General features: G+C 66.5%; 16 protein-coding genes. 10 read left to right on the plus strand and 6 right to left on the minus strand.

Annotated elements, in window-relative coordinates; translation table 11 throughout:
* The first annotated feature begins 100 nt into the window (after nucleotides 1-100).
* Nucleotides 101-1,627: a family 8 glycosyl hydrolase gene (locus AC3WJR_RS05865; RefSeq protein WP_492723082.1), complete on the plus strand. Its 1,527-nt coding sequence runs from the start codon at nucleotides 101-103 to the stop codon at nucleotides 1,625-1,627.
* A gap of 87 nt (nucleotides 1,628-1,714) precedes the next feature.
* Here AC3WJR_RS05865 and AC3WJR_RS05870 read toward each other — a convergent pair whose 3' ends face one another.
* Nucleotides 1,715-3,652, minus strand: a complete 1,938-nt coding sequence (locus AC3WJR_RS05870) for a sialate O-acetylesterase (RefSeq protein ID WP_492723084.1) — start codon at nucleotides 3,650-3,652, stop codon at nucleotides 1,715-1,717.
* On the minus strand, nucleotides 3,652-4,791 hold the full coding sequence (locus tag AC3WJR_RS05875) for an aldose epimerase family protein (protein ID WP_492723086.1): 1,140 nt from the start codon (nucleotides 4,789-4,791) through the stop codon (nucleotides 3,652-3,654). Before AC3WJR_RS05875 ends, AC3WJR_RS05870 begins: the two co-directional genes overlap by 1 nt.
* Before the next feature lie 144 nt (nucleotides 4,792-4,935).
* Between AC3WJR_RS05875 and AC3WJR_RS05880 the strand changes: the two genes are divergently transcribed.
* Together AC3WJR_RS05880 and AC3WJR_RS05885 are read left to right on the plus strand one after the other, a co-directional pair.
* Entirely contained in the window at nucleotides 4,936-6,504 is a 1,569-nt protein-coding gene (locus tag AC3WJR_RS05880) for an alpha-N-arabinofuranosidase (RefSeq protein ID WP_492723088.1), read from the plus strand.
* A 28-nt stretch (nucleotides 6,505-6,532) separates the two neighbouring features.
* A complete protein-coding gene (locus tag AC3WJR_RS05885) occupies nucleotides 6,533-8,455 on the plus strand; it encodes an NPCBM/NEW2 domain-containing protein (protein WP_492723090.1) in 1,923 nt (640 codons plus the stop codon).
* 13 nt (nucleotides 8,456-8,468) lie between these two features.
* Here the strand turns inward: AC3WJR_RS05885 and AC3WJR_RS05890 are convergent, their stop codons facing one another.
* Together AC3WJR_RS05890 and cydD are read right to left on the minus strand one after the other, a co-directional pair.
* Entirely contained in the window at nucleotides 8,469-10,106 is a 1,638-nt protein-coding gene (locus AC3WJR_RS05890) for an amino acid ABC transporter ATP-binding/permease protein (protein ID WP_492723092.1), read from the minus strand.
* On the minus strand, nucleotides 10,103-11,752 hold the full coding sequence (cydD, locus tag AC3WJR_RS05895; RefSeq protein WP_492723094.1) for a thiol reductant ABC exporter subunit CydD: 1,650 nt from the start codon (nucleotides 11,750-11,752) through the stop codon (nucleotides 10,103-10,105). Before cydD ends, AC3WJR_RS05890 begins: the two co-directional genes overlap by 4 nt.
* A 127-nt stretch (nucleotides 11,753-11,879) precedes the next feature.
* Between cydD and AC3WJR_RS05900 the strand changes: the two genes are divergently transcribed.
* Genes AC3WJR_RS05900 through cydX form a run of 3 tightly spaced genes read left to right on the plus strand, consistent with a single transcriptional unit; the run spans nucleotide 11,880 to nucleotide 14,727 of the window.
* Entirely contained in the window at nucleotides 11,880-13,448 is a 1,569-nt protein-coding gene (locus AC3WJR_RS05900; protein WP_492723096.1) for a cytochrome ubiquinol oxidase subunit I, read from the plus strand.
* 14 nt (nucleotides 13,449-13,462) lie between these two features.
* Entirely contained in the window at nucleotides 13,463-14,605 is a 1,143-nt protein-coding gene (gene cydB / locus AC3WJR_RS05905) for a cytochrome d ubiquinol oxidase subunit II (RefSeq protein WP_492723098.1), read from the plus strand.
* A 23-nt stretch (nucleotides 14,606-14,628) separates the two neighbouring features.
* Nucleotides 14,629-14,727 (plus strand): cytochrome bd-I oxidase subunit CydX, encoded by a 99-nt coding sequence (gene cydX / locus AC3WJR_RS05910; protein WP_242140137.1) that lies wholly within the window; start codon nucleotides 14,629-14,631, stop codon nucleotides 14,725-14,727.
* An 85-nt stretch (nucleotides 14,728-14,812) separates the two neighbouring features.
* Here cydX and AC3WJR_RS05915 read toward each other — a convergent pair whose 3' ends face one another.
* Together AC3WJR_RS05915 and AC3WJR_RS05920 are read right to left on the minus strand one after the other, a co-directional pair.
* Complete coding sequence (locus AC3WJR_RS05915; protein ID WP_354281388.1) at nucleotides 14,813-14,935, minus strand: hypothetical protein; 123 nt, start codon at nucleotides 14,933-14,935, stop codon at nucleotides 14,813-14,815.
* 128 nt (nucleotides 14,936-15,063) lie between these two features.
* Nucleotides 15,064-15,720: an OmpW/AlkL family protein gene (locus AC3WJR_RS05920; protein WP_492723101.1), complete on the minus strand. Its 657-nt coding sequence runs from the start codon at nucleotides 15,718-15,720 to the stop codon at nucleotides 15,064-15,066.
* Nucleotides 15,721-15,864: 144 nt separating this feature from the next.
* Here AC3WJR_RS05920 and AC3WJR_RS05925 point away from each other — a divergent pair, with 144 nt between their 5' ends.
* The 4 genes from AC3WJR_RS05925 to AC3WJR_RS05940 all read left to right on the plus strand — a co-directional run bounded on the left by AC3WJR_RS05925 (nucleotide 15,865) and on the right by AC3WJR_RS05940 (nucleotide 19,395).
* Nucleotides 15,865-16,578, plus strand: a complete 714-nt coding sequence (locus tag AC3WJR_RS05925; protein WP_492723103.1) for a Crp/Fnr family transcriptional regulator — start codon at nucleotides 15,865-15,867, stop codon at nucleotides 16,576-16,578.
* An 83-nt stretch (nucleotides 16,579-16,661) separates the two neighbouring features.
* Nucleotides 16,662-17,102 (plus strand): BLUF domain-containing protein, encoded by a 441-nt coding sequence (locus AC3WJR_RS05930; RefSeq protein ID WP_492723105.1) that lies wholly within the window; start codon nucleotides 16,662-16,664, stop codon nucleotides 17,100-17,102.
* Between the two features lie 195 nt (nucleotides 17,103-17,297).
* A complete protein-coding gene (locus AC3WJR_RS05935) occupies nucleotides 17,298-18,776 on the plus strand; it encodes a PAS domain-containing sensor histidine kinase (RefSeq protein WP_492723107.1) in 1,479 nt (492 codons plus the stop codon).
* Nucleotides 18,769-19,395, plus strand: coding sequence for a response regulator transcription factor (locus tag AC3WJR_RS05940; protein ID WP_354281379.1), 627 nt, complete (start codon nucleotides 18,769-18,771; stop codon nucleotides 19,393-19,395). Before AC3WJR_RS05935 ends, AC3WJR_RS05940 begins: the two co-directional genes overlap by 8 nt.
* The last annotated feature ends 169 nt before the right edge of the window (nucleotides 19,396-19,564 follow it).

Here is a 19,564-nt window from a genome sequence, read left to right on the forward strand (position 1 = left end):
ATCTCGCTCGATCCGCTTGCGCCGTCGCGAAAGTTCGTTAGCTTCCAGATGATTGCGTTAGCATAACCGCGCCATCAGGACGCGGGGTGAGAGGATGGACATGGCATATACGGCACGACGGCACCTGCGCGTTCGGATCCTTCCGATGGTCGCGCTGACGGTACTGGCAACCGGCATGCCCTCCGTCGCCAGCGCGATGCAGGCGGCACCTCCGGCTGCCTCCACCCCGCCGCCCGGAACGATCGACACCGGGCACACCGACAAGCCGCTCGGCCCGATCAAGCGGTTCCCCGGCGACGGTTCGGGCGCGGTCAAGACCGGCCAGTATCGCAATCTCTTCGCCGAACAGCTCGGTGTGTCGGAGGCGCAGACCAAGGCCAAGATCGACGCGGTGTTCAACCAGCTGTTCTACGGCGACGGGCAGGAGGAGCGCATCTATTTCGAGAGCGGTGCCAACGCCAACGGCCCGCTTGCCTACATCACCGATTGGGCGAACAACGACGCGCGCACCGAAGGCATGAGCTACGGCATGATGATCGCCGTCCAGCTCGGCAAGAAGCGCGAGTTCGATGCGCTGTGGAACTGGTCGAAGACGCACATGCAGATTACCGACCCGAAGAACCCCTCGGTCGGCTATTTCGCCTGGTCGATGGGGACGGATGGATCGCCCCGCTCGGTCGGTGCCGCGCCGGATGGGGAGGAATATTACGCAATGGCGCTCTATTTCGCGTCAAAACGGTGGGGAAACAGCAGCGGAATCTACAATTATCAGGCCGAAGCCGACACGATTCTGCGCGCAATGCGGCATCATCCGGTGATGACAGGGACCACCCCGTTCCGCATCCACCCCGACGACAAACCATTCGAAATGCCCGCTGCCCCCTGGCCGAGCATCAACAACCGCGCGATGGCAGCGCAAGCCGCCAAGGACGGCAAGCCGTGGCCGCCCTATCGTCCGAATAACCGCCCCCGCCAGGCGACGGTCGGCCCGATGGTCGACGAAGCGCACGCGATGATCCGCTTCGTCGCCGAAACCAGTGTCGGCGGCACCGATGCGTCCTATCATTTGCCCGCCTTTTACGAGCTTTGGTCGCGTTGGGGCCCGGTCGAGGATCGCGCGTTCTGGGCAAAAGCAGCAGACGTCAGCCGCGACCTGTTCGTGCGAGTCACCGGGCCAAAGACCGCACTTGCACCCGATCGCAGTCACTTCGACGGCACCACGATGCTGACCCGCGACGGCACGCCCGATCCGTTCGGCTATGACAGCTGGCGGACCGTTAGCAACTGGTCGGTCGATTACAGCTGGTGGGGCAAGGACCCGCGCCAGCGCGTGCTCAGCGACCGGATCCAGACGTTCCTGGCGGGGGAGGGGATCGACCGAATGGCGGATCGCTACACGCTCGACGGCAAGCCCTTGTCGACGCGGCATTCCCCCGGAATGGTCGCGGCAACGGCGGTCGGTGCGTTCGCGGCGACGCCGGGGGCGAATTCTAAGGCGTTCCTGAAGGCGCTGTGGGACATGCCGGTCCCGACCGGCGAGCAACGCTATTTCGACGGCATGCTGCAGATGATGAGCCTGATGCACTGCAGCGGTCAGTTCCGCGTCGTGGATGGGCCGGCTTCATAAGCGTCGTTCTCCCGCGAAAGCGGGAGTCCAGGGTTGCAAGCGCCACGCTCGTAACCCTGGACTCGCGCTTTCGCGGGAGAACGTGGATCAGCGTAACGGCATCTCGAACGGACCCGCAGGAAGCCCGGCATCGTCGACCAGATTGACCACCGGAAAATCCGCCCAGGCATAGCGCACCCGCGTCGCGGGTTTTCCATCCCCCGCCAACATCACGCGATTGCCCGACACCCTCGCCGTGACATAGCGGCACGACCCCGCCTCGGCCCCGCACAGTTCGAACCCAATCGCCTGCGCCGCGCTCCGCGCATGGAGCGCACCGGTCACGCCGTCGAACGTCACCGTCGCACCGCCGCTTGCGTCCCGCGCCGCCTGGGTCACCCGCGGCCCCGATGCGGAGGCAGGTGAACCATAAGCCATCGCCCCCATCGCGCGCGCCAGACGCCGCCCGACTTCGTGCTTCTCGCCCGGATGGATGTCGAGTGGATCCCCGAGGTCGATCGCCACGGCGAGCGCGGCATGGCCATCGGTTTCGGCAACTTGCCGCATGTCCTCGCGAACCTGCGCCGTCCCGCTTTCGCCGGGCGTCACCGCAGGCTTGCCGAAGCCGGGGAGCGACACGATCGCAAAGGGCAGCTGCGCCACGCCGACCTGCGCGCGCCATTCCGCCATCATCGCCTTCAAACGCCCCGCATAGCCCGGATAAGCGGTGTCGGACTCGCCCTGATACCAGGCCACGCCCGCCATTCCCGTCTGCCCGAGCGGCTTGATCATCGCATTGTAGATCGTGCCCGCGCCGGTGATCTCGTCCCACGGCACGCGCGGCGTCGTTCCCGCGACGCGCTTCGCCAAGGCATAGCGCCACCCATCTGAGATCGGCACGCTGCTGCCATCGGCGAAGGTCAGCTTCATCGCCTCGGCAGGGCCGGGCATGCCGCCGGGCGAATAGGCGTTCTCGACGTTGATCGTGATGACGTTGCTGCCCGCCTGCAGCGTCCCAGGCGCCACAGGATAGGAACGCGCGTCCCATCCGCCGCGCCCACCGACGGGCTTGCCGTTGATCCAGGTGCGGTCCGCGTCGTCGATCGCGCCGATCGAGATCGTCGCCAACTGCCGCGCCTGCTCGGCGGTCAGCGTCACGGTCTTCTGGTACCACAGCATGCCGAGATAGGTTTCGAGCGCGGGAACGCCCCAATTCTCGTAAAACGTGATCCGCGGCACGGGCTTCCAGTCGAGCGCTACCTGCGGCTGCCACGGTTCCTGCCCCGGCTTGTCGCCGGTCTTCGCGCGCCACCAGCTTTCCCACGCCAGCCCCGCGTTACGGTTCGCGGCGGCGGGGTCGCGGGCGTACAGGTCGAGCAGGTCAGCTTGCGCCCCGCGCCCAGACGCACGCTGCGCGGTCTCGCCCATCCAGGCGGCGATCTGCGATCCGCCCCAGCTCGAATGGATCGCGCCAATCGGCACCTTGGCGGTCTTGCGCAACTCCTGCACCATGTAGAAGCACGACGCCGAGAAGCCGCCCGTCGTCTTGGGACCGGCTGCGGCCCAGGCGGGTTGCGTGGCAAAGCGATCGAGCGGCTTGACCGACGTCTGCTTGGCGATCGTGACCAGCCGGAGCTGATCGTCCGCCGACCCCATCGTCTGGCCGAACCCGTCCTGCGCGCGGTCGACCGTCATCTCCATGTTACTCTGGCCCGAGCACAGGAACACGTCGCCGATGAGCACGTCGTGGAGTTCGGTCGTCCCGCTCGGGGCCATGACGAGCAGATCGTACGGCCCGCCTGCCGGAAGTGCGGGCAGGGTGACCCGGAAGCTCCCATCGCGCGCGGCCTTTGCTTGCGCCGACCGACCGCCGAGCACGACCGAGACGGCTTCGCCCGGGATCGCCTCGCCGGTCACGACGATCGGCTGGTCGCGCTGGACGACCGCATGGTCGCCCATCAGCCCGCCGACTTTGGGAGCGGCCGTTGCGGGATAAGAGAGCGTGCCGGCGACCAGCGCCCCCACGCCAATCGCCAGCGTGCGCATCAGCGTGCGCTTACCGAGAAGCGATACACGATCACGTTGCGATACGCCTGGCCCGGATCGAGCCGCGCCGACCCCAGCACGGGCTGGTTCGGCGTATCGGGGAAGACCTGCGGTTCGAGCGCGATTGCATCGCCCTGGCGATAGGCGCGGCCCGATTTGCCGACTGCGGTGCCGTCGAGGAAGTTGCCGGTGTAGAGCTGCACGCCGGGCTGGTTCGACAGCACTTCCATCGTGCGCCCGGTCGCCGGGTCCTCGACCCGCGCAGCGAGGCGGGGCGTCTTGCTCAGGTCGCGCGCGATCACGTAATTCTCGTCATACCCCTGTCCGAAGAGGATCTGGGAATCGCTCGCGTCGCGGATCCGGCTACCGATGACGGTCGGTTTGCGGAAGTCGAGCGGGGTGCCTTGGACCGGCCGGAACGTCCCGTCGGGGATCAAGGTCGCGTCGACCGGCGTCGTGGTTTCCGCCGGGATCGTCAGCACCGCGTCATAGATAGAGCGCTGCGACGCTTCGCCGCCCAGGTTGAAGAAGCTGTGGTTGGTGATGTTGACGATCGTCGGCTTGTTGGTCGTCGCACGGTAATCGACCGTCAGTTCGTTGGCATCGTTGAGCGAATAGGTCGCGGTGACCTTGAGTTCGCCGGGATAGCCCTCTTCGCCGTCCGCGGCCGTGTAGGCGAGCGTCACGTGGCTGGTGGCACCACCGGTAACCTCGACGACTTTCCACAACCGCTTGTCGAAGCCCTGAACGCCGCCATGCAATGCGTTGGTCTTGTTGTTGAGCGCGAGCGAATAGCTCTTGCCGTCTAGCGTAAACTTGCCCGCCTTGATGCGGTTCGCATAACGCCCGACGGTTGCGCCAAAGTAATTGGGGGCCGCCAGATAGCCGCGCATGTCGGTGTAGCCGAGCGTCACATCCGCCATCTTGCCGTCGCGGTCGGGCACGTCGACGCCCTGCAGGATCGCGCCGTAGCTAAGGATCCGGGCTTTCATCCCCTTGGCATTGGTCAGCGTAATCACCTCGACCGGCTGGCCATTGGCGAGCTTCCCGAACGGAGCACGATCGGCGGTGCCGGCATAAGCAGCCGCGGGCGCGAGCAAGCAAAGGGAAAGCGTCGTCGTTGCGAGGGTCTTAAGCATAGGAATCCTTCTCCGCGGGCGGGGTGTCCGCGCCGAAACATGCGCCGTTGACGTCACGGCTTGGCACTTATACTCAGACAATATCGGTCAAAGAGCAACCCCTCGAGCAAGGGTGAAGCCTGATATCGGAGAAGGACCCTCGCCATGTTGAAACGTGCCCGTCTAACCTTGTGCCTGACCGCAAGTGTTCTTGCCGCATCTGTCGCAACCGCGCAGCAGGCTCCGACCGAGTCCGCGACCGCGACGATCCAGGCCGACAAGCCGGGACCACGCATGAACCGGCAGGTTTTCGGGCAGTTCGCCGAACATCTCGGGCACGGCATCTACGATGGCATCTGGGTCGGCGAGAAGTCGAAAATCCCCAACGACCACGGCTATCGCCGCGACGTGCTGGAGGCGCTGAAGGCGATCAAGGTGCCGATGGTGCGCTGGCCCGGCGGCTGTTTCGCGGACGAATATCACTGGCGTGACGGGATCGGCCCGCGCGCCAAGCGCCCGGTCAAGATCAACACCAATTGGGGCGGCGTGAACGAGGACAACGCGTTCGGCACCAACGAATATATGGGCTTCGTCGAACGTCTCGGCGCGGAGGCCTATGTCTCCGCCAATCTCGGCAGCGCGCCGCCGAGCGAGACCGCGCAGTGGATCGAGTATATGACCTCGCCGAACGGCTCGACGCTGGCGAAGGAGCGTGCCGCCAACGGCCATCCCGCGCCGTTCAAGCTGCAATACATCGGCATCGGTAACGAGCTGTGGGGCTGCGGCGGGAACATGCGCGCGGAATATGCCGCCGACCTGACCAACCGCTACGCACAGTTCGCCAAGGCAAGCGGTACGACCAAGATGCTCAAGATCGCCAGCGGCCCGACCGACGTCGACTATGCCTGGACCGACACTATGATGCGGATCGCAGGCAAGAACATCGACGGCCTCGCGCTCCATTACTACACCCGCCCGCGCGACAAGAACTGGAGCGACAAGGGCGCGGCGCTCGGCTTCCCCGAGAGCGAATGGGCCTCGACCATGGCGCATACGCTGCGGATGGAGGAGTTCGTCACCAAGCATTCCGAGGTGATGGACAAATATGATCCGGCCAAGAAGACATGGCTGGTCGTAGACGAATGGGGCACCTGGTTCGATCCCGCGCCCGGCAGCAATCCGGGCTTTCTGATCCAGCAGAACAGCGTCCGCGACGCGGTCGTCGCGGGGATCAACCTCAACATCTTCGCGCATCATGCCGACCGCGTGAAGATGGCGGCAATCGCGCAGATGGTGAACGTATTGCAGGCGATGCTGCTCACCGACGGCGCGAAGATGGTCAAGACGCCGACCTATTGGGTGTTCGACCTGTACAAGCCGTGGCAGGACGCGACCACGCTGCCGATCGAGCTGAAGACGCCTTACTATCACAAGGACGAGTTCGCCTTGCCCGCGATCAGTGCGTCGGCGGTGCGCGATACGGCGGGGCAGGTGCATGTGGCTCTGGTCAACCTCGATCCGCATCGCGCGATCCCATTGTCGGTCGCGATGAGCGGTGCGACCGCGGGGAGTGTCTCGGGCCGGATCGTCACGGGTGCGACGATGGATGCGCACAACAGCTTCGAGCAGCCCGATGTCGTCAAACCCGAAGCCTTCACCGGCGCGCAGGTTTCGGGCGGCACGCTGACCGCGACGCTGCCGCCGATGTCGGTGGTCGTGCTCGACCTGCGCTGACCACCAGCCCTTCCGACAGGAAACGACCATGCGTAATGTGACCCAACGACGCCTGCGTCGGTTCCTGCTCGGCGCGGCGAGCCTCGGCGCAACGCTTGCGCCGACGTTCGCGCTGGCGGACGACCTCGCGCCGACCGGGCGGTGGAGCGCCAACACCGCGGGGGCCGCGCAATTGCCGCCGATGGGGTGGAACAGCTGGAACGCCTTTTACACCGACGTCAGCGAGGAGAAGGTGCTCGCCAGCGCCAAGATCATCGCGGACAGCGGGTTGCAGGCGAAGGGCTATCGCTACATCGATATCGACGACGGCTGGTGGCTCAAGCGGCGCCAGCCCGACGGTCGGATGATCATCCGCACCGCGACCTTCCCCTCGGCCAAGGGCGCGGGGCCGGGCGGCGAGACGAGCTTCAAGCCGTTCACAGACAGGCTCCATGCGCTCGGGTTCAAGGCCGGGATCTATTCCGACATCGGGCGCAATTCGTGCGGTCAGGTGTTCACCTCGACCATGCCCAACCAGCCCGAAGGCACCGTCGCCGAGCGCGAGATCGGGCTGTACGGGCATGTCGACCAGGATATCCGGCTCTACTTCGCCGAATGGGGCTTCGACCTGATCAAGGTCGACGGCTGCGGCGTGCGAGGTCTCCCTGCGACCAACCCTGCGGTGATCGCCGGCAAGTATCGCGCGTTCCCGCCGATCGTTGATGCGGACTCGCTCGGCCGGACCAACATCCCGGCCGTGCGCGCGCTGTATCAGGAAGTCGGCGACGCGTTGAAGCGTCACAACCCCGACATGGATTATCTCTACTCGATCTGCCTGTGGGGATCGTCCGACGTCCGCGCCTGGGGCAAGAACCTCGGCAACATATCGCGCACCAGCGAGGATATTTCCGCAAGCTGGACCCGGATGCTGCACAATTTCGACACCGTCTCGCGGCGTGCGCTCTACGCGCATCCGGGCGGCTGGAACGACCCCGACATGCTGTTCGTCGGCACCGGCGACTTCGAGATGACGCATCTGGAGGAAGCGCGCTCGCACTTCGCCTTGTGGGCGATGGAGAATGCGCCGCTGTTCATCGGCTATGATCTGCGCAAGGCGTCGAAGCCGATGATCGACCTGCTCGGCAATGCGCGGATCATCGCGGTCAATCAGGATCCGGCGGGCAATCAGGCGGTGCTGGCGTATGACACTGACGACGTCCAGATCCTCGTCAAGACGCTCGCCAACGGCGACAAGGCTGTTGCGCTGTTCAACCGCAACGCGGTGCCGACCGATGCCGTGCTGACCTCGGAGCATCTGAAGTTCACGACCGACGGCACGATCGCGCTGGAAGACCTGTGGGCCGGCAGGAAACAGGACTTCCGCGGCGAAACCAAGATGACGCTCGCTCCGCACCAGACGATGATCTTTACAGCGCATGGACCCCGGCAACTTCCCGCTGGCTTGTATCTGTCCGAACAGCCGGGCAGCGTGAACCCAGCGGTCGACGGCGTGACCGTGCCGGAGCACGAACCGCTGGTGCACCGTGCGGTCTCCGGCTGGAACAGCACACGCGGCGGCGGCGATCGCCCGCGCTACGGCGGCTGGGGCGGCGCGCAGGCCGACACGACCCCTTACGGCGAAACGTTGCAGATCGGCGGCAAGCGCTTCACGACCGGGCTCGGCGTGCTCGCCAATTCGCGGCTGGAGGTGCGCAATCGGGGGTTTGCGCGCTTCACCACGATGGTCGGGCTGGACGATTCCGCGCGCGACCGCAGCCAGCCGGTGCGGTTTGCGGTCTATGGCGACGGCAAATTGCTGCAACAGTCCAAGCCCCTGCGGTTCGGTGATGCCGCGGTGCCGATGTCCGTCCCGGTCCAGGGCGTCAAGATCATCGAACTCGTCGTACGCACCGCGCAGCCGATGCGCTTCCCCGACCCCGCCACCTGGGCCGACGCAGCCCTCACGCGCTAATCAAAGCGGCTGCTCAGGCCGCCTCGAGTGATCGCGCGGCGTCCACCGGCGTCATGTCCGCAACCAGATTGCAGGCATGAAGGACACGCGCGCTGTGCGTCACGATCAGCGCCCCCTGGCCAGTTGCGTCGAGCCGTGCCGAAACCCGCGCCAGCACGGCCTCTTCGGTCGCGGGATCGAGCCCCTCGGTCGGCTCGTCGAGCAGCAGCCACGGCGCGCGCGCCAGCAACGCGCGTGCAAGCGAGAGCCGCCGTCGTTCCCCACCGGAAAGACACGCGCCATTCTCCCCGATCCACGTGTCCAGCCCCAGCGCCAGTGCGGCGACACGGTCATCGAGCGCCGCATCGTGAAGTGCGGCCCACAAACGTGCGTCGTCCGCCGCCGGATCGGCAAGCAGCAGATTGTCGCGCACCGTTCCCGCGATCAGATGTGCATCCTGCGGCGATAGCGCGCAGATCGTGCGGAGCCGGTCAGGCGCGATATCGACGCCGTCGACGCCGCCGATCCTGATCGCACCACGCGCGCCCTCACGCAGGCCGAGCAGCGTCTCGATCAGGCTCGTCTTGCCACAGCCGGACTTGCCGACGAGCGCCACGCGGTCGCCGCGACCGAAAGTCTGCCACCCGAACGCCGCGAACGACAGATCGAGCGCTTGCGGGACGTCGTTCTGTGACGGGCAATGTCCGTCGGCCGGTTGGCGCAGTATCTCGTCAAGCCGGTCGGTCGCCACCGCGACGCTCGCGCGTTGCGCGAGGTCGCGCAGGAACGGCGCGGCCCCATCCACCGCCATCGCCGCTGCGAGCCCCGCAAGCGCCGCGATCGGGGCGCCTGACGGCATCGCGAGTAAGAACGCGACCGCCGCGGCGAGCGCCAGCGCGACGGATTGCAAAAGATCGAGCCAGCTCGCAGCGTCCACGCCGCCGAGTTGCCCCTTCGCCAGAACGGCACCCGCTTGCGCAACGTCCGCGCCTGCGCGATCCTCGAGATCATAGCAGCGCAACTCGGCGGCAGCGGAACCATAGAGCCCCACGATGTCCTTCAGCGTGCCGTTCGCCAGCAGGACGGCACGGGCCGGACGCGCCATCGCGCGCGCAACCACCGCGGCCAGCGCAACCGTCGCGAGGACGGTCACGCCGACCGATACCACCGGGCCCCAGCCACCGAGCAATGTCAGCGCCCCCGCGGACCCCATTGCGCCCAGCAGCGACCAAGGCGCGGATCGCCGAACGACCGCAGCCTCGATGACGGAGACGTCCTGCACCAGTCGCGCGCTGGCCTCGCCGGTCGAGAAACCGAACGTCCGCGCCGGTCGCGCAATCGCAATCGCGCGGAACAGCACCGGCCGAACGCGCGCCATCATGCCGAGCGCTGCATCGTGCCCGGTCAGGCGCTCGCCATAGCGTGCGCCGGTGCGCACGATCGCGAGCAGGCGGATCGCAACGGCGGGAAGCATGTAGTTGAAGACATGGGCGGACCCCATCACCGCTGCGAGCGCGGCGGCGGTCAGGAACCAGCCCGACAGGCCCAGCAGCAGCACCGTCGCCGCAGCCACCGCAAAACCAGCCGCCGCCGCGCGCCGAAGCGACCGTCGATGCTCGGAAGCCGCATGGCGCAAGATCGATGCAATGCTCTGTGGCGAACCCGGGGTCATATCGTATCCATCCGGATGATGCGGTCCGCGATGGCGGCAAGCGCAGGGCTATGCGTGGCGATCAGCACGGTGCGCCCGATGCAGGCGCGCCGGATCGTCTCGATCATCGTGGTTTCGGCGGCCGCATCCAGATGCGCGGTCGGTTCGTCGAGCAACAGCAACGGTGCCGGTTTGAGGATCGCGCGCGCCAGCCCGATCCGACGACGCTCCCCGCCCGAGAGCCCGCTGCCTAGCGCATCAAGGTCGGTATCGATCCCCTGGGCACGCAGCGCGAGCGCGGGTGCGAGCCCGGCGCGGGTCGCGGCCTGCTCAATCGCGTGCCGCGCAGCTGACGGGTCGGACAAGGCGATATTCTCCGCGATCGTACCCGCAAGCAGCAACGGGTTCTGCCCCGACCAGGCGGCGATCCGCGCCATGCTCGCGTGTTCCGGCAGCCACGCCCCGTCGATCCCGATCCGTCCCGCAGTCGCCGGGACGAGCCCGAGCAGGAGATGCAGCAAGCTCGACTTGCCACAGCCCGAACGGCCTTCGAGGGCGACGATCTCCCCCGCCGCGACGTCCAGCGAGAAGTCTGAAACCACCGCCACGTCCGTCTCCGGATAGCGGATCGTCACCCGGTCGAACGTCACGCGGGGTGGACCGTCGCCGGCGCGCGCCCAATGCGGTGCCGCGGGAGCCTGCGCCGCGATGACCGCGTCAAGCCGCGCGCTCGCGGTCTCGGCTGCCTGCCGGTCATGATAGGCCGCCGCGAGCCGCCGCATCGGCGCGTAGAATTCGGGTGCCAGCGCCAGCGCAAAGAACGCCCGCCCAAGCGTCAGATGTTCAGGCACCGCTGACGGAAGCAAACCCAGCAGATTGAACCCCGCGTAGACCGCGACCAGCGCGACCGACAGCGCAGCAAAGAATTCGAGCGATGCCGACGACAGGAACGCCACGCGCAGCACTCGCATCGTCCGCGCGGCCACCGCGTCGGACGCCACCGCAATGCCCGCGGTCTCACGCTCGACCGCCCCGAAGGCGAGGATGACCGGCAGCGCGCGGAGCCGGTCGGCGAAGCGGATCGACAGCCGGGCAAGCGCTTCGAACTGCCGCTTCGATTCCGCGGCGGCGGCACCGCCCGCAAGCGCCATCGCCGCGATGAACGGCAACAACGTAAGGAGCAGGATGATAGCCGAGATCGGGCTGGCGAAAGCGATGGCGACACACACCAGGATCGGGGCGATCGCAGCGGCGCGGCGCGCGGGCAGGAACCGCGCGACATAGCCGTCGACCGCTTCCACCTCGTCGACCGCGCTGGTCAGCGTCGCGCCGGTCAGCCCGTCGCCAGCAAGCGGACGGAACAGCGCCGTCACGACGTTCAGACGCAGCGCCTTCTTGGTTGCGGCGGCATCTCGCGCCCCGGTACGGAGGGATGCCATCGACGCGCCGCCACGAACGGCCCCGGCAACCAGCATCAACGCGATCCATCCGGCCACATCCGACGACCCTGCCGCCACCGTCGCAACCGCGCCCGCCAGTCCCGCCGCAAAGCCGATCGCACCGCCTGTATCAATCAACAACAGTAACGACGGCAGGCGAGAGACACGATCCGCAAGTGTCGCCAGAAGCGCGCGGTGCGGGGGCAGGGTAAGGGCGGCAGTGGTCATGGTCGCTGCCTAGGACACCGACCGCCGCGATCGAATACGGGAAACCGCGTATTCCTGGAAACACCCCCGGGCGGTTAGCCGAACTGGCAGGGGTGGCTCGCTTCACGCAGAGCCAGGAGGTATCATCATGGACTTCAGTGTCGTCGATCTATCGCGACTACAATTTGCGCTGACCGCGCTCTATCACTTTCTGTTCGTGCCGCTGACGCTCGGGCTCAGCTTCATGCTGGTTATCATGGAGTCCTTGTACGTCATGACCAACCGGCCAATCTGGCGGGTCGTCACGCGCTTCTGGGCGAAGATCTTCGGGATCAACTTCGTCCTCGGTGTCGCCACCGGGCTGACGATGGAATTCCAGTTCGGCACCAACTGGTCGTATTTCTCGCAATATGTCGGAGACGTGTTCGGCGCGCCGCTCGCGATCGAGGGGTTGATGGCGTTCTTCCTCGAGGCGACCTTCGTCGGGCTGATGTTCTTCGGCTGGGAGAAGCTGAGCAAGCGCCAGCATCTGTTCGTCACCTTCATGGTCGCGGTCGGCACCAACCTGTCCGCGCTGTGGATTCTGATCGCGAACGGCTGGATGCAGAACCCGGTCGGCGCGCGCTTCAATACCGACACGATGCGGATGGAAGTCACCGACTTCGGCGCGGTGCTGTTCAACCCGGTCGCGCAGGCCAAGTTCGTCCACACCGTGAGCGCGGGCTATGTGATCGCCTCGGTGCTCGTGCTGGGCGTGTCCGCTTTCTATCTCCTCAAAGGCCGCTGGACCCAGTTCGCCAAGCGTTCGATGACGGTGGCGGCGGCATTCGGGCTTGCCTCGTCGCTGTCAGTCGTCGTGCTCGGCGATGAGAGCGGTTACGCGCTGACCGACAACCAGAAGATGAAACTCGCCGCGATCGAGGCGGCCTGGCATACCGCACCCGCGCCTGCCGGTATGACGCTGATCGGCTTGCCCGATTTCGAGACCCGGACGACGCGCTATCAGGTCGAGGTGCCATGGGTGCTTGGCCTGATCGCGACGCGCAGCGTATCGGGTGAAGTCACCGGCATGTCGGAGCTGGTGCTCAAGGCGCACGAGCGGATCACGTCGGGCCAGATCGCCTATCAGGCGGTGCAAGTGCTCAAGCGCACCCCAACCGATCCTGCGGCCCGCGCCGCGTTCGAGATGCACAAGCGCGATCTCGGCTATGCCTTGCTGCTCAAGCGCTACGTCGCCGATCCGGCGACCGCGACGCCCGCAATGATTGATACCGCCGCCTGGGATACGGTGCCGAGCGTCTCGCTGATGTTCTGGTCGTTCCGCGCGATGGCGGGGATCGGGTTCCTGATGATCGCGCTGTTCACCGCGGCTTTCCTGATCTCGACCGCGCGGCGGCATGAGCAATATCGCTGGTTCCTCCGCATCGCGGTGGCGGCGATCCCTTTGCCGTGGCTTGCGGCGGAACTCGGCTGGGTCGTCGCCGAACTCGGGCGCCAGCCTTGGGCGATCGATGGCGTGCTGCCGACGTTCCTCGCGACGTCGTCGCTGACGCCCGCGCTGCTGATCACGACGATCGTGGGCTTCACCGCCTTGTACGGGACGCTGGCGGTGATCGAGGTGCGGCTGATCCTCGCCGCGATCGCACACGGCCCGATCGAGGACCTGCCCGAACCCGCGCCGGTCTCGACGCTGCCCATTCCCCAGCTTGCTGCCTGAAGGACACTCCGATCATGGCTTTTCTCGATTATGAAGTCCTCCGCCTGATCTGGTGGGCGCTGCTCGGCGTGCTGCTGATTGGTTTCGCGATTACCGACGGGTTCGATCTCGGCGTTGCGGCGCTGCTGCCGTTCATCGCGCGCGACGATGTCGAGCGGCGGCTCGTCATCAACGCGGTCGCACCGACGTGGGAGGGGAACCAGGTGTGGTTCATCCTCGGCGGCGGCGCGATCTTCGCCGCCTGGCCGCTGGTCTATGCGATCAGCTTCTCGGGCTTCTACCTCGCAATGTTCCTCGTGCTCGCGGCGCTGATCCTGCGACCGGTCGCGTTCAAATATCGCTCCAAGTCGCCCGATCCGAAATGGCGAGCGCGGTGGGACTGGGCGTTGTTCGTCAGCGGCCTCGTACCTGCGCTGGTCTTCGGCGTCGCGGTCGGCAACGTGCTGCAGGGCGCGCCGTTCAAGATCGACGACGATCTGCGCGCGACCTATGTCGGCGGCCTGCTTGGTCTGTTCACGCCATTCACGATCGTCTGCGGCTTGCTGTCGGTGGCTATGCTCGTGCTCCACGGCAGCGCGTGGCTCGCGGTCAAGGTCGAGCATGGCGCAGTGCATTACCGCGCGCGCGCCGTGGGTGCGGGGGCAGCAATCGTCTCGCTCGCTTTGTTCGCGATCGGCTGGGGCTTTGTCGCGCACGGTACCGGCTATGCGATAGAGGGCAGCGCGGATGCGTTCGGTCCGTCGAACCCAACGCGGATGACGACGGTGGTCGAGACCGGCGCATGGCTCGCCAATTACGGTCGGCATCCGTGGATGATGATTGCACCCGTGCTCGGCTTCGGCGGCACCGCGCTCGCGCTGGCGGGCATCCTGTTCCGGCGCGAGGCGGCCGCGCTCGCCGGGTCGTCGCTTGCCGCGGCGGGGATCATCGCGACCGTCGGCGTATCGATGTTCCCGTTCATCCTGCCGTCGAGCATCGACCCGCATTCGAGCCTGACCGTCTGGAACGCCTCGTCCAGCGCGTCCACGCTCGCGCTGATGCTCGGCGTGACGGTCGTCTTGCTGCCGATCGTGCTGCTCTACACCGCCTGGGCATACCGCGTGATGTTCGGCCGCGTGACCACCGCGCAGGTCGTAGCCAACGTCGACCTGTACTGACACCCCCGCACGAGGAGAATGACATGTGGTATTTCAGCTGGGTTCTCGGCCTCGGCCTCGCGGTCGCCTTCGGGATTCTCAACGGCCTGTGGCACGAACTGGAGTTGCCCGCCGACGATTGAGCGAGCGTAATCTGCCGATACCAAAACGGCCGCTCCGGGAAACCGGAGCGGCCGTTTTGGTGTGTGGCGAGGATCGGTTGGGGGCTCAGTGCGCCTCGGGCGGCTGCCGCGGGTCGCGGTCGGTGAGGGCGGCCCACATCAGCACCAGCGTGAACCCTGCCATCGCGGCGATCACGAGATAGAGAAACCAGTCGTTGTCGTGCGGCATCGTCCTGCTCCTTGGGGTACAGCCGAATGTCGCATGGATCGCGCCGCTGACGTTTGACGCACGTCAAACCGCACGACCGAGGTCGTGCGGTTTCCGGTAGTGTCACGCGTGCCTGGCAAGCGGTCGGATCAGAGGCGGATCCCCAGCCCGATCCCCGCGACGATCGGGTCGATATGGACCCGGGACTGATTGAGCGCGGCGCCGGTGGTGAGCCGTGCCGTGCTGTCGATGTCGATATACTTCACGTCGAGATTGACGAACACGCGCTTCGACACGTCGACGTCGATCCCCGCCTGCAACGCATAGCCGATGCTGTCCTTCAGGTGCACCTTGGTCGGCCCGATCGCCTTGACCAGCGAGTCGCTCGCCTTGGCGTTGTAGAAGATCGTGTAGTTGATCCCGGCCCCGAGATAGGGGCGGACATGCCCCTTGGGTGCGAAGTGATATTGCAGCGTTAGCGTCGGCGGCAGTACCCAGGTGCTCGCGACCTTGTCGAGCGCAGCGATCGTCCCGCGTCCGGCAACGTCGTGCTTGGTCGTCGCGAGGATCAACTCGGTGCCGATATGGTCGGTCAGCATATAGGTGAAGTCGACCTCGGGGGCGTAACTGTTATCGACCCCCAGCTTGCTGCCAGGAAAACCCGGCGTCACGGGACCACTGCTCTCGTTGGGCGCGACCAGAATGGCACGCGCGCGGACGAGCACATCGCCCTTGGCGATCTGTGCTTGCGCGGGGAAGGCAAGCGCGGTGCTGAGCGCCGCGCCGATGATCAAGGTAAGCCGCATGATGTTCCTCCGATGTTCGTACCGGGAACCGCCTAGCGGGAGGATGCCGTCGTCGATTTGCGCACCGACAAGCGCAGTCCTACGTAAGATTACGGCGATCGTTGCGGGGCCGATGGTCTTATCGTGTGGGCGGAAGGGACGCTCATGCAACTTCAATCCCCACGCGATGACATGGACGCGGCCATGTCGTGCAACACGTGCCCGGTTGCGGACCCTGCGATCTGCGCTCACCTGCCGCCGTCGCAGCGGATCGCACTCGCCGCATTGCGCCGGACCGAGACGCTGCGCGCCGGCGAAACCTTCGCCTGGGAAGGGGCGGAGTCGGTGGTCGTCGCAACGATCCGGGCTGGGGTGTTCAAACGCAGCCTGATGCTGTCCGACGGACGCGAACAGTTGGTCGGGCTGGCGTTTCCGGGCGACATGGTCGGTCGGCTGTTCGGCCCCGTCTGCGACCATAGCCTCACCGCGATCACTGATGCAGTGCTGTGCGTCTTCCCGCGCGCCGCGTTCGAGCGGCTTGCGGGAACGACCCCGGAACTTGAACACGCCCTGCTCGTCCAGGCACTGGCGGACTTGTCGCGCGCGCAACGGCAGATGCTGATGCTGGCGCGGCTGTCCGCGCCGCAACGCGTCGCCACCTTCCTGCTCGAACTCGCCGACCGCAGTCAGGCGGATGCCGCCGGACGGATCGCGATCCCGCTCAGCCGGCAGCAGCTGGGCGATCTGCTCGGGCTGTCGATCGAGACGGTCAGCCGCAAATTGCGCGACTTCGAACGCTCGGGGCATATCGCGCTTCCCGACTACCGCTCGCTGGTCGTGCGCGACGGACCCGGTCTTGCCGCGCTTGCGGCGGCGTAGCGCGCCGACCCTCGGGAAAGTTCGTATGGCGCGCGGGCGCGGGACGATCGACGATGCGGGAAACCTCGATCGACGGCCGACCCATGCATCATTCCATCGTTTATCTCAGTACGCCGACATTCACCCCCGAACAGGCCGCCAGTACCGTTCGCGCGATCGTCGGCGGGGCGCGAGAGCGTAACGCGACGTTCGGCATCACCGGCACGCTGATCGCAACCGAACATCATTTCGCGCAGGTGATCGAGGGGCGGCGCGAGGCGATCGCCCCGCTGATGGCGAACATCCTGCGCGATCCGCGCCATAGCGACGTGACGATCCTGCGGCACGAAACCATTGCCCCGCGGCGCTTCACCGGCTGGTCGCTCGCCTACCAGGGGCGCTCGGCCTACTTCGAGAGTTTCATCCGGGTACTCGCCTCGGCCAGCGAACCCCAGCCGCGCGACGTCGCCCGGCTCGTCGACCTGATGGTCCGGCTCGCGGCACCACATCCACGACAACCTTCGCGCAACCTGGGCTCTGCGTGATACTACGTAGATATCCGGGAACAGGCGTCGCGGTAGAGCCGGGATGCAGTGGGAACAACAATGCCATCCGAAGATCCGTCAAAAGCCGCGAACGCGCGCGTCATTCCTCCCCTCCCTGAAAGGGAGGGGCTGGGGGTGGGTTCGCATGGGGAGAGTGCGGCGTCCGTCATCAGCACCAGCGCTAGCACCAACACCATGTCTGCTTTGCCCAGCCTGATCGCCGCACTGCCCGATCATGCCATCGTGCGACTGGATTACGCGGGGCACGTCAATGGGTGGAGTGCCGCCGCAGATCGCCTGTTCGGCTGGACGTTCGAGCAAATCGACGGCGAAACCGTCGAGCGGTTGCTCGCCCCCAGCGCGGGCGCTGCCATGCGCAATCACCTCACCGCCATGCCCGCGACCGAGCGCAAGACCGCGGACGACCTCTGCCGCCACAAGACCGGCAGCCTGTTCCGCGCGACGACCGCACTGACCGCGATCGCCGGCACGGACGGCTCGGTCGACGGCTTCTGGCTGGTGGTCCGCGACGTGACCGCGGAGCGTGCGTCCGCCAGTTCGATCGAGGCGAGCGCGATCCTGCTCAATTCGATCCTAGAGACTGTCCCCGATGCAATGATCGTGATCGACGACCACGGCGTGATCCAGTCGTTCAGCGCCGCCGCGGAGCGGCTGTTCGGTTATGGCGAGCACGAGGTGATCGGCCGCAACGTCTCGATGCTGATGACGACGCCGGACCGCGAAGCCCATGACCGCTATCTGTCGCGCTATCTCGATACGGGCGAGCGCCGTATCATCGGCAAGGCGCGCCGCGTCATCGGGTTGCGCAAGGACGGAACGACCTTCGCGCACGAACTCGCGATCGGCGAGGCGCGCGGGCGCGGGCGGCGGGTGTTTACCGGGTTTATCCGCGATCTCACCGAACGCGAGAGCGCTGCCGCCCAACTCGCCGAACTCCAGTCCGAACTGCTCCACATCTCGCGCGTCACCGCGATGGGGACGATGGCGTCGACGCTGGCGCATGAACTCAACCAGCCGGTCACTGCGGTCGCCAATTACGTCGAGACGTCGCTTGCGCTGCTGCAGGAGGGCGCACCGGGCAGCGCTGCGATCGTCGAGGAAGCGCTTGCCGAAGCCGCTGCGGAGGCGCTTCGCGCCGGGAAGATCGTGCGTCGGCTGCGCGATTTCGTCGCCCGCGGCGAACTCGACAAGTCGGTCGAGACGGTCGGCGATATCGTCGACGATGCGTGCGCGCTGGGGCGCGTCGGCGCGGCGACGCCCACGATCCGGATCGATCGCGCGATCGACCCGGCGACCGGACCAGTGCTGGTCGATCGGGTCCAGATCCAGCAAGTGCTGATCAACCTGTTGCGCAATGCGGTCGAGGCGATCCCGGCCGACCCCGGCGGGATCGTCCGGGTCTCGGCGCGGCGGCAGGGCGACTTCGCGCAAGTCACCGTCACCGACAGCGGCAGCGGGCTCGATCCGGCGATCGTCGGCAACATGTTCGGGGCCTTCGCCAGCACCAAGCGCGACGGGATGGGGCTTGGCCTGTCGATCTGCCGGACGATCATCGAGGCGCATGGCGGGCGGATCTGGGCGGAATCCCGTCCGGTCGGCACCGCCTTCCACTTCACCATCCCGCTCGCACAGCCGGAGGCCCGCGATGACTGAACGACCCGTGGTCCACATCGTCGACGACGAGGAAGCGATCCGCAAGTCCGCGGGCTTCATGCTGCGGACCGCGGGCTATGCGGTGCATACCTGGCCGAGCGGGGTCGCGTTCCTCAAGGAAGCGCGTCATGCCCCGATGGGGTGCATCCTGCTCGACGTGCGCATGCCCGAGATGGACGGGCTGGAGGTCCAGGCGGCGCTGGCAGAGCGCGGGATCGCGATGCCCGTCATCATTTTGACCGGGCACGGTGACGTCGGCACCGCGGTCCGCGCGATGAAGGGCGGGGCGGTCGATTTCCTCGAGAAGCCGTTCGAACGCGCGGTCCTGCTCGGAATGGTCGAGGCGGCGATCGGGCGGATCGAGGATGCCGACCGCCACGCCGCTGAGGCCGACGCCGCGCGCGTGCGGATCGCTGCGCTGACGCCACGCGAACGCGACGTGTTGCAGCAACTCGCGCACGGCCTGCCCAACAAGACGATCGCGTTCGATTTCGGCATCAGCCCGCGCACGGTCGAGGTCCACCGCGCCAATCTGATGGCGAAGCTCGACGTGCCGAGCTTCCCCGATGCGCTGCGGATCGCCTTCGCGGCAGGGCTGGGGCCGCAATCGGGGGAGTAGTTTTAAGCGACGGGTAGATCGTCACTGCGCCCCCCCAAGCTGCCGTCATGCTGAACTTGTTTCAGCATCCACCGCGCATCCGGCATCGTCCGGACTCGCGGAGGGCTGGATCCTGAAACAAGTTCAGGATGACGGACGGATTTGCAGAACGCCCCCTTTCTGCAAACCG

Source organism: Sphingomonas sp. FW306-05-A (genome assembly GCF_058782275.1).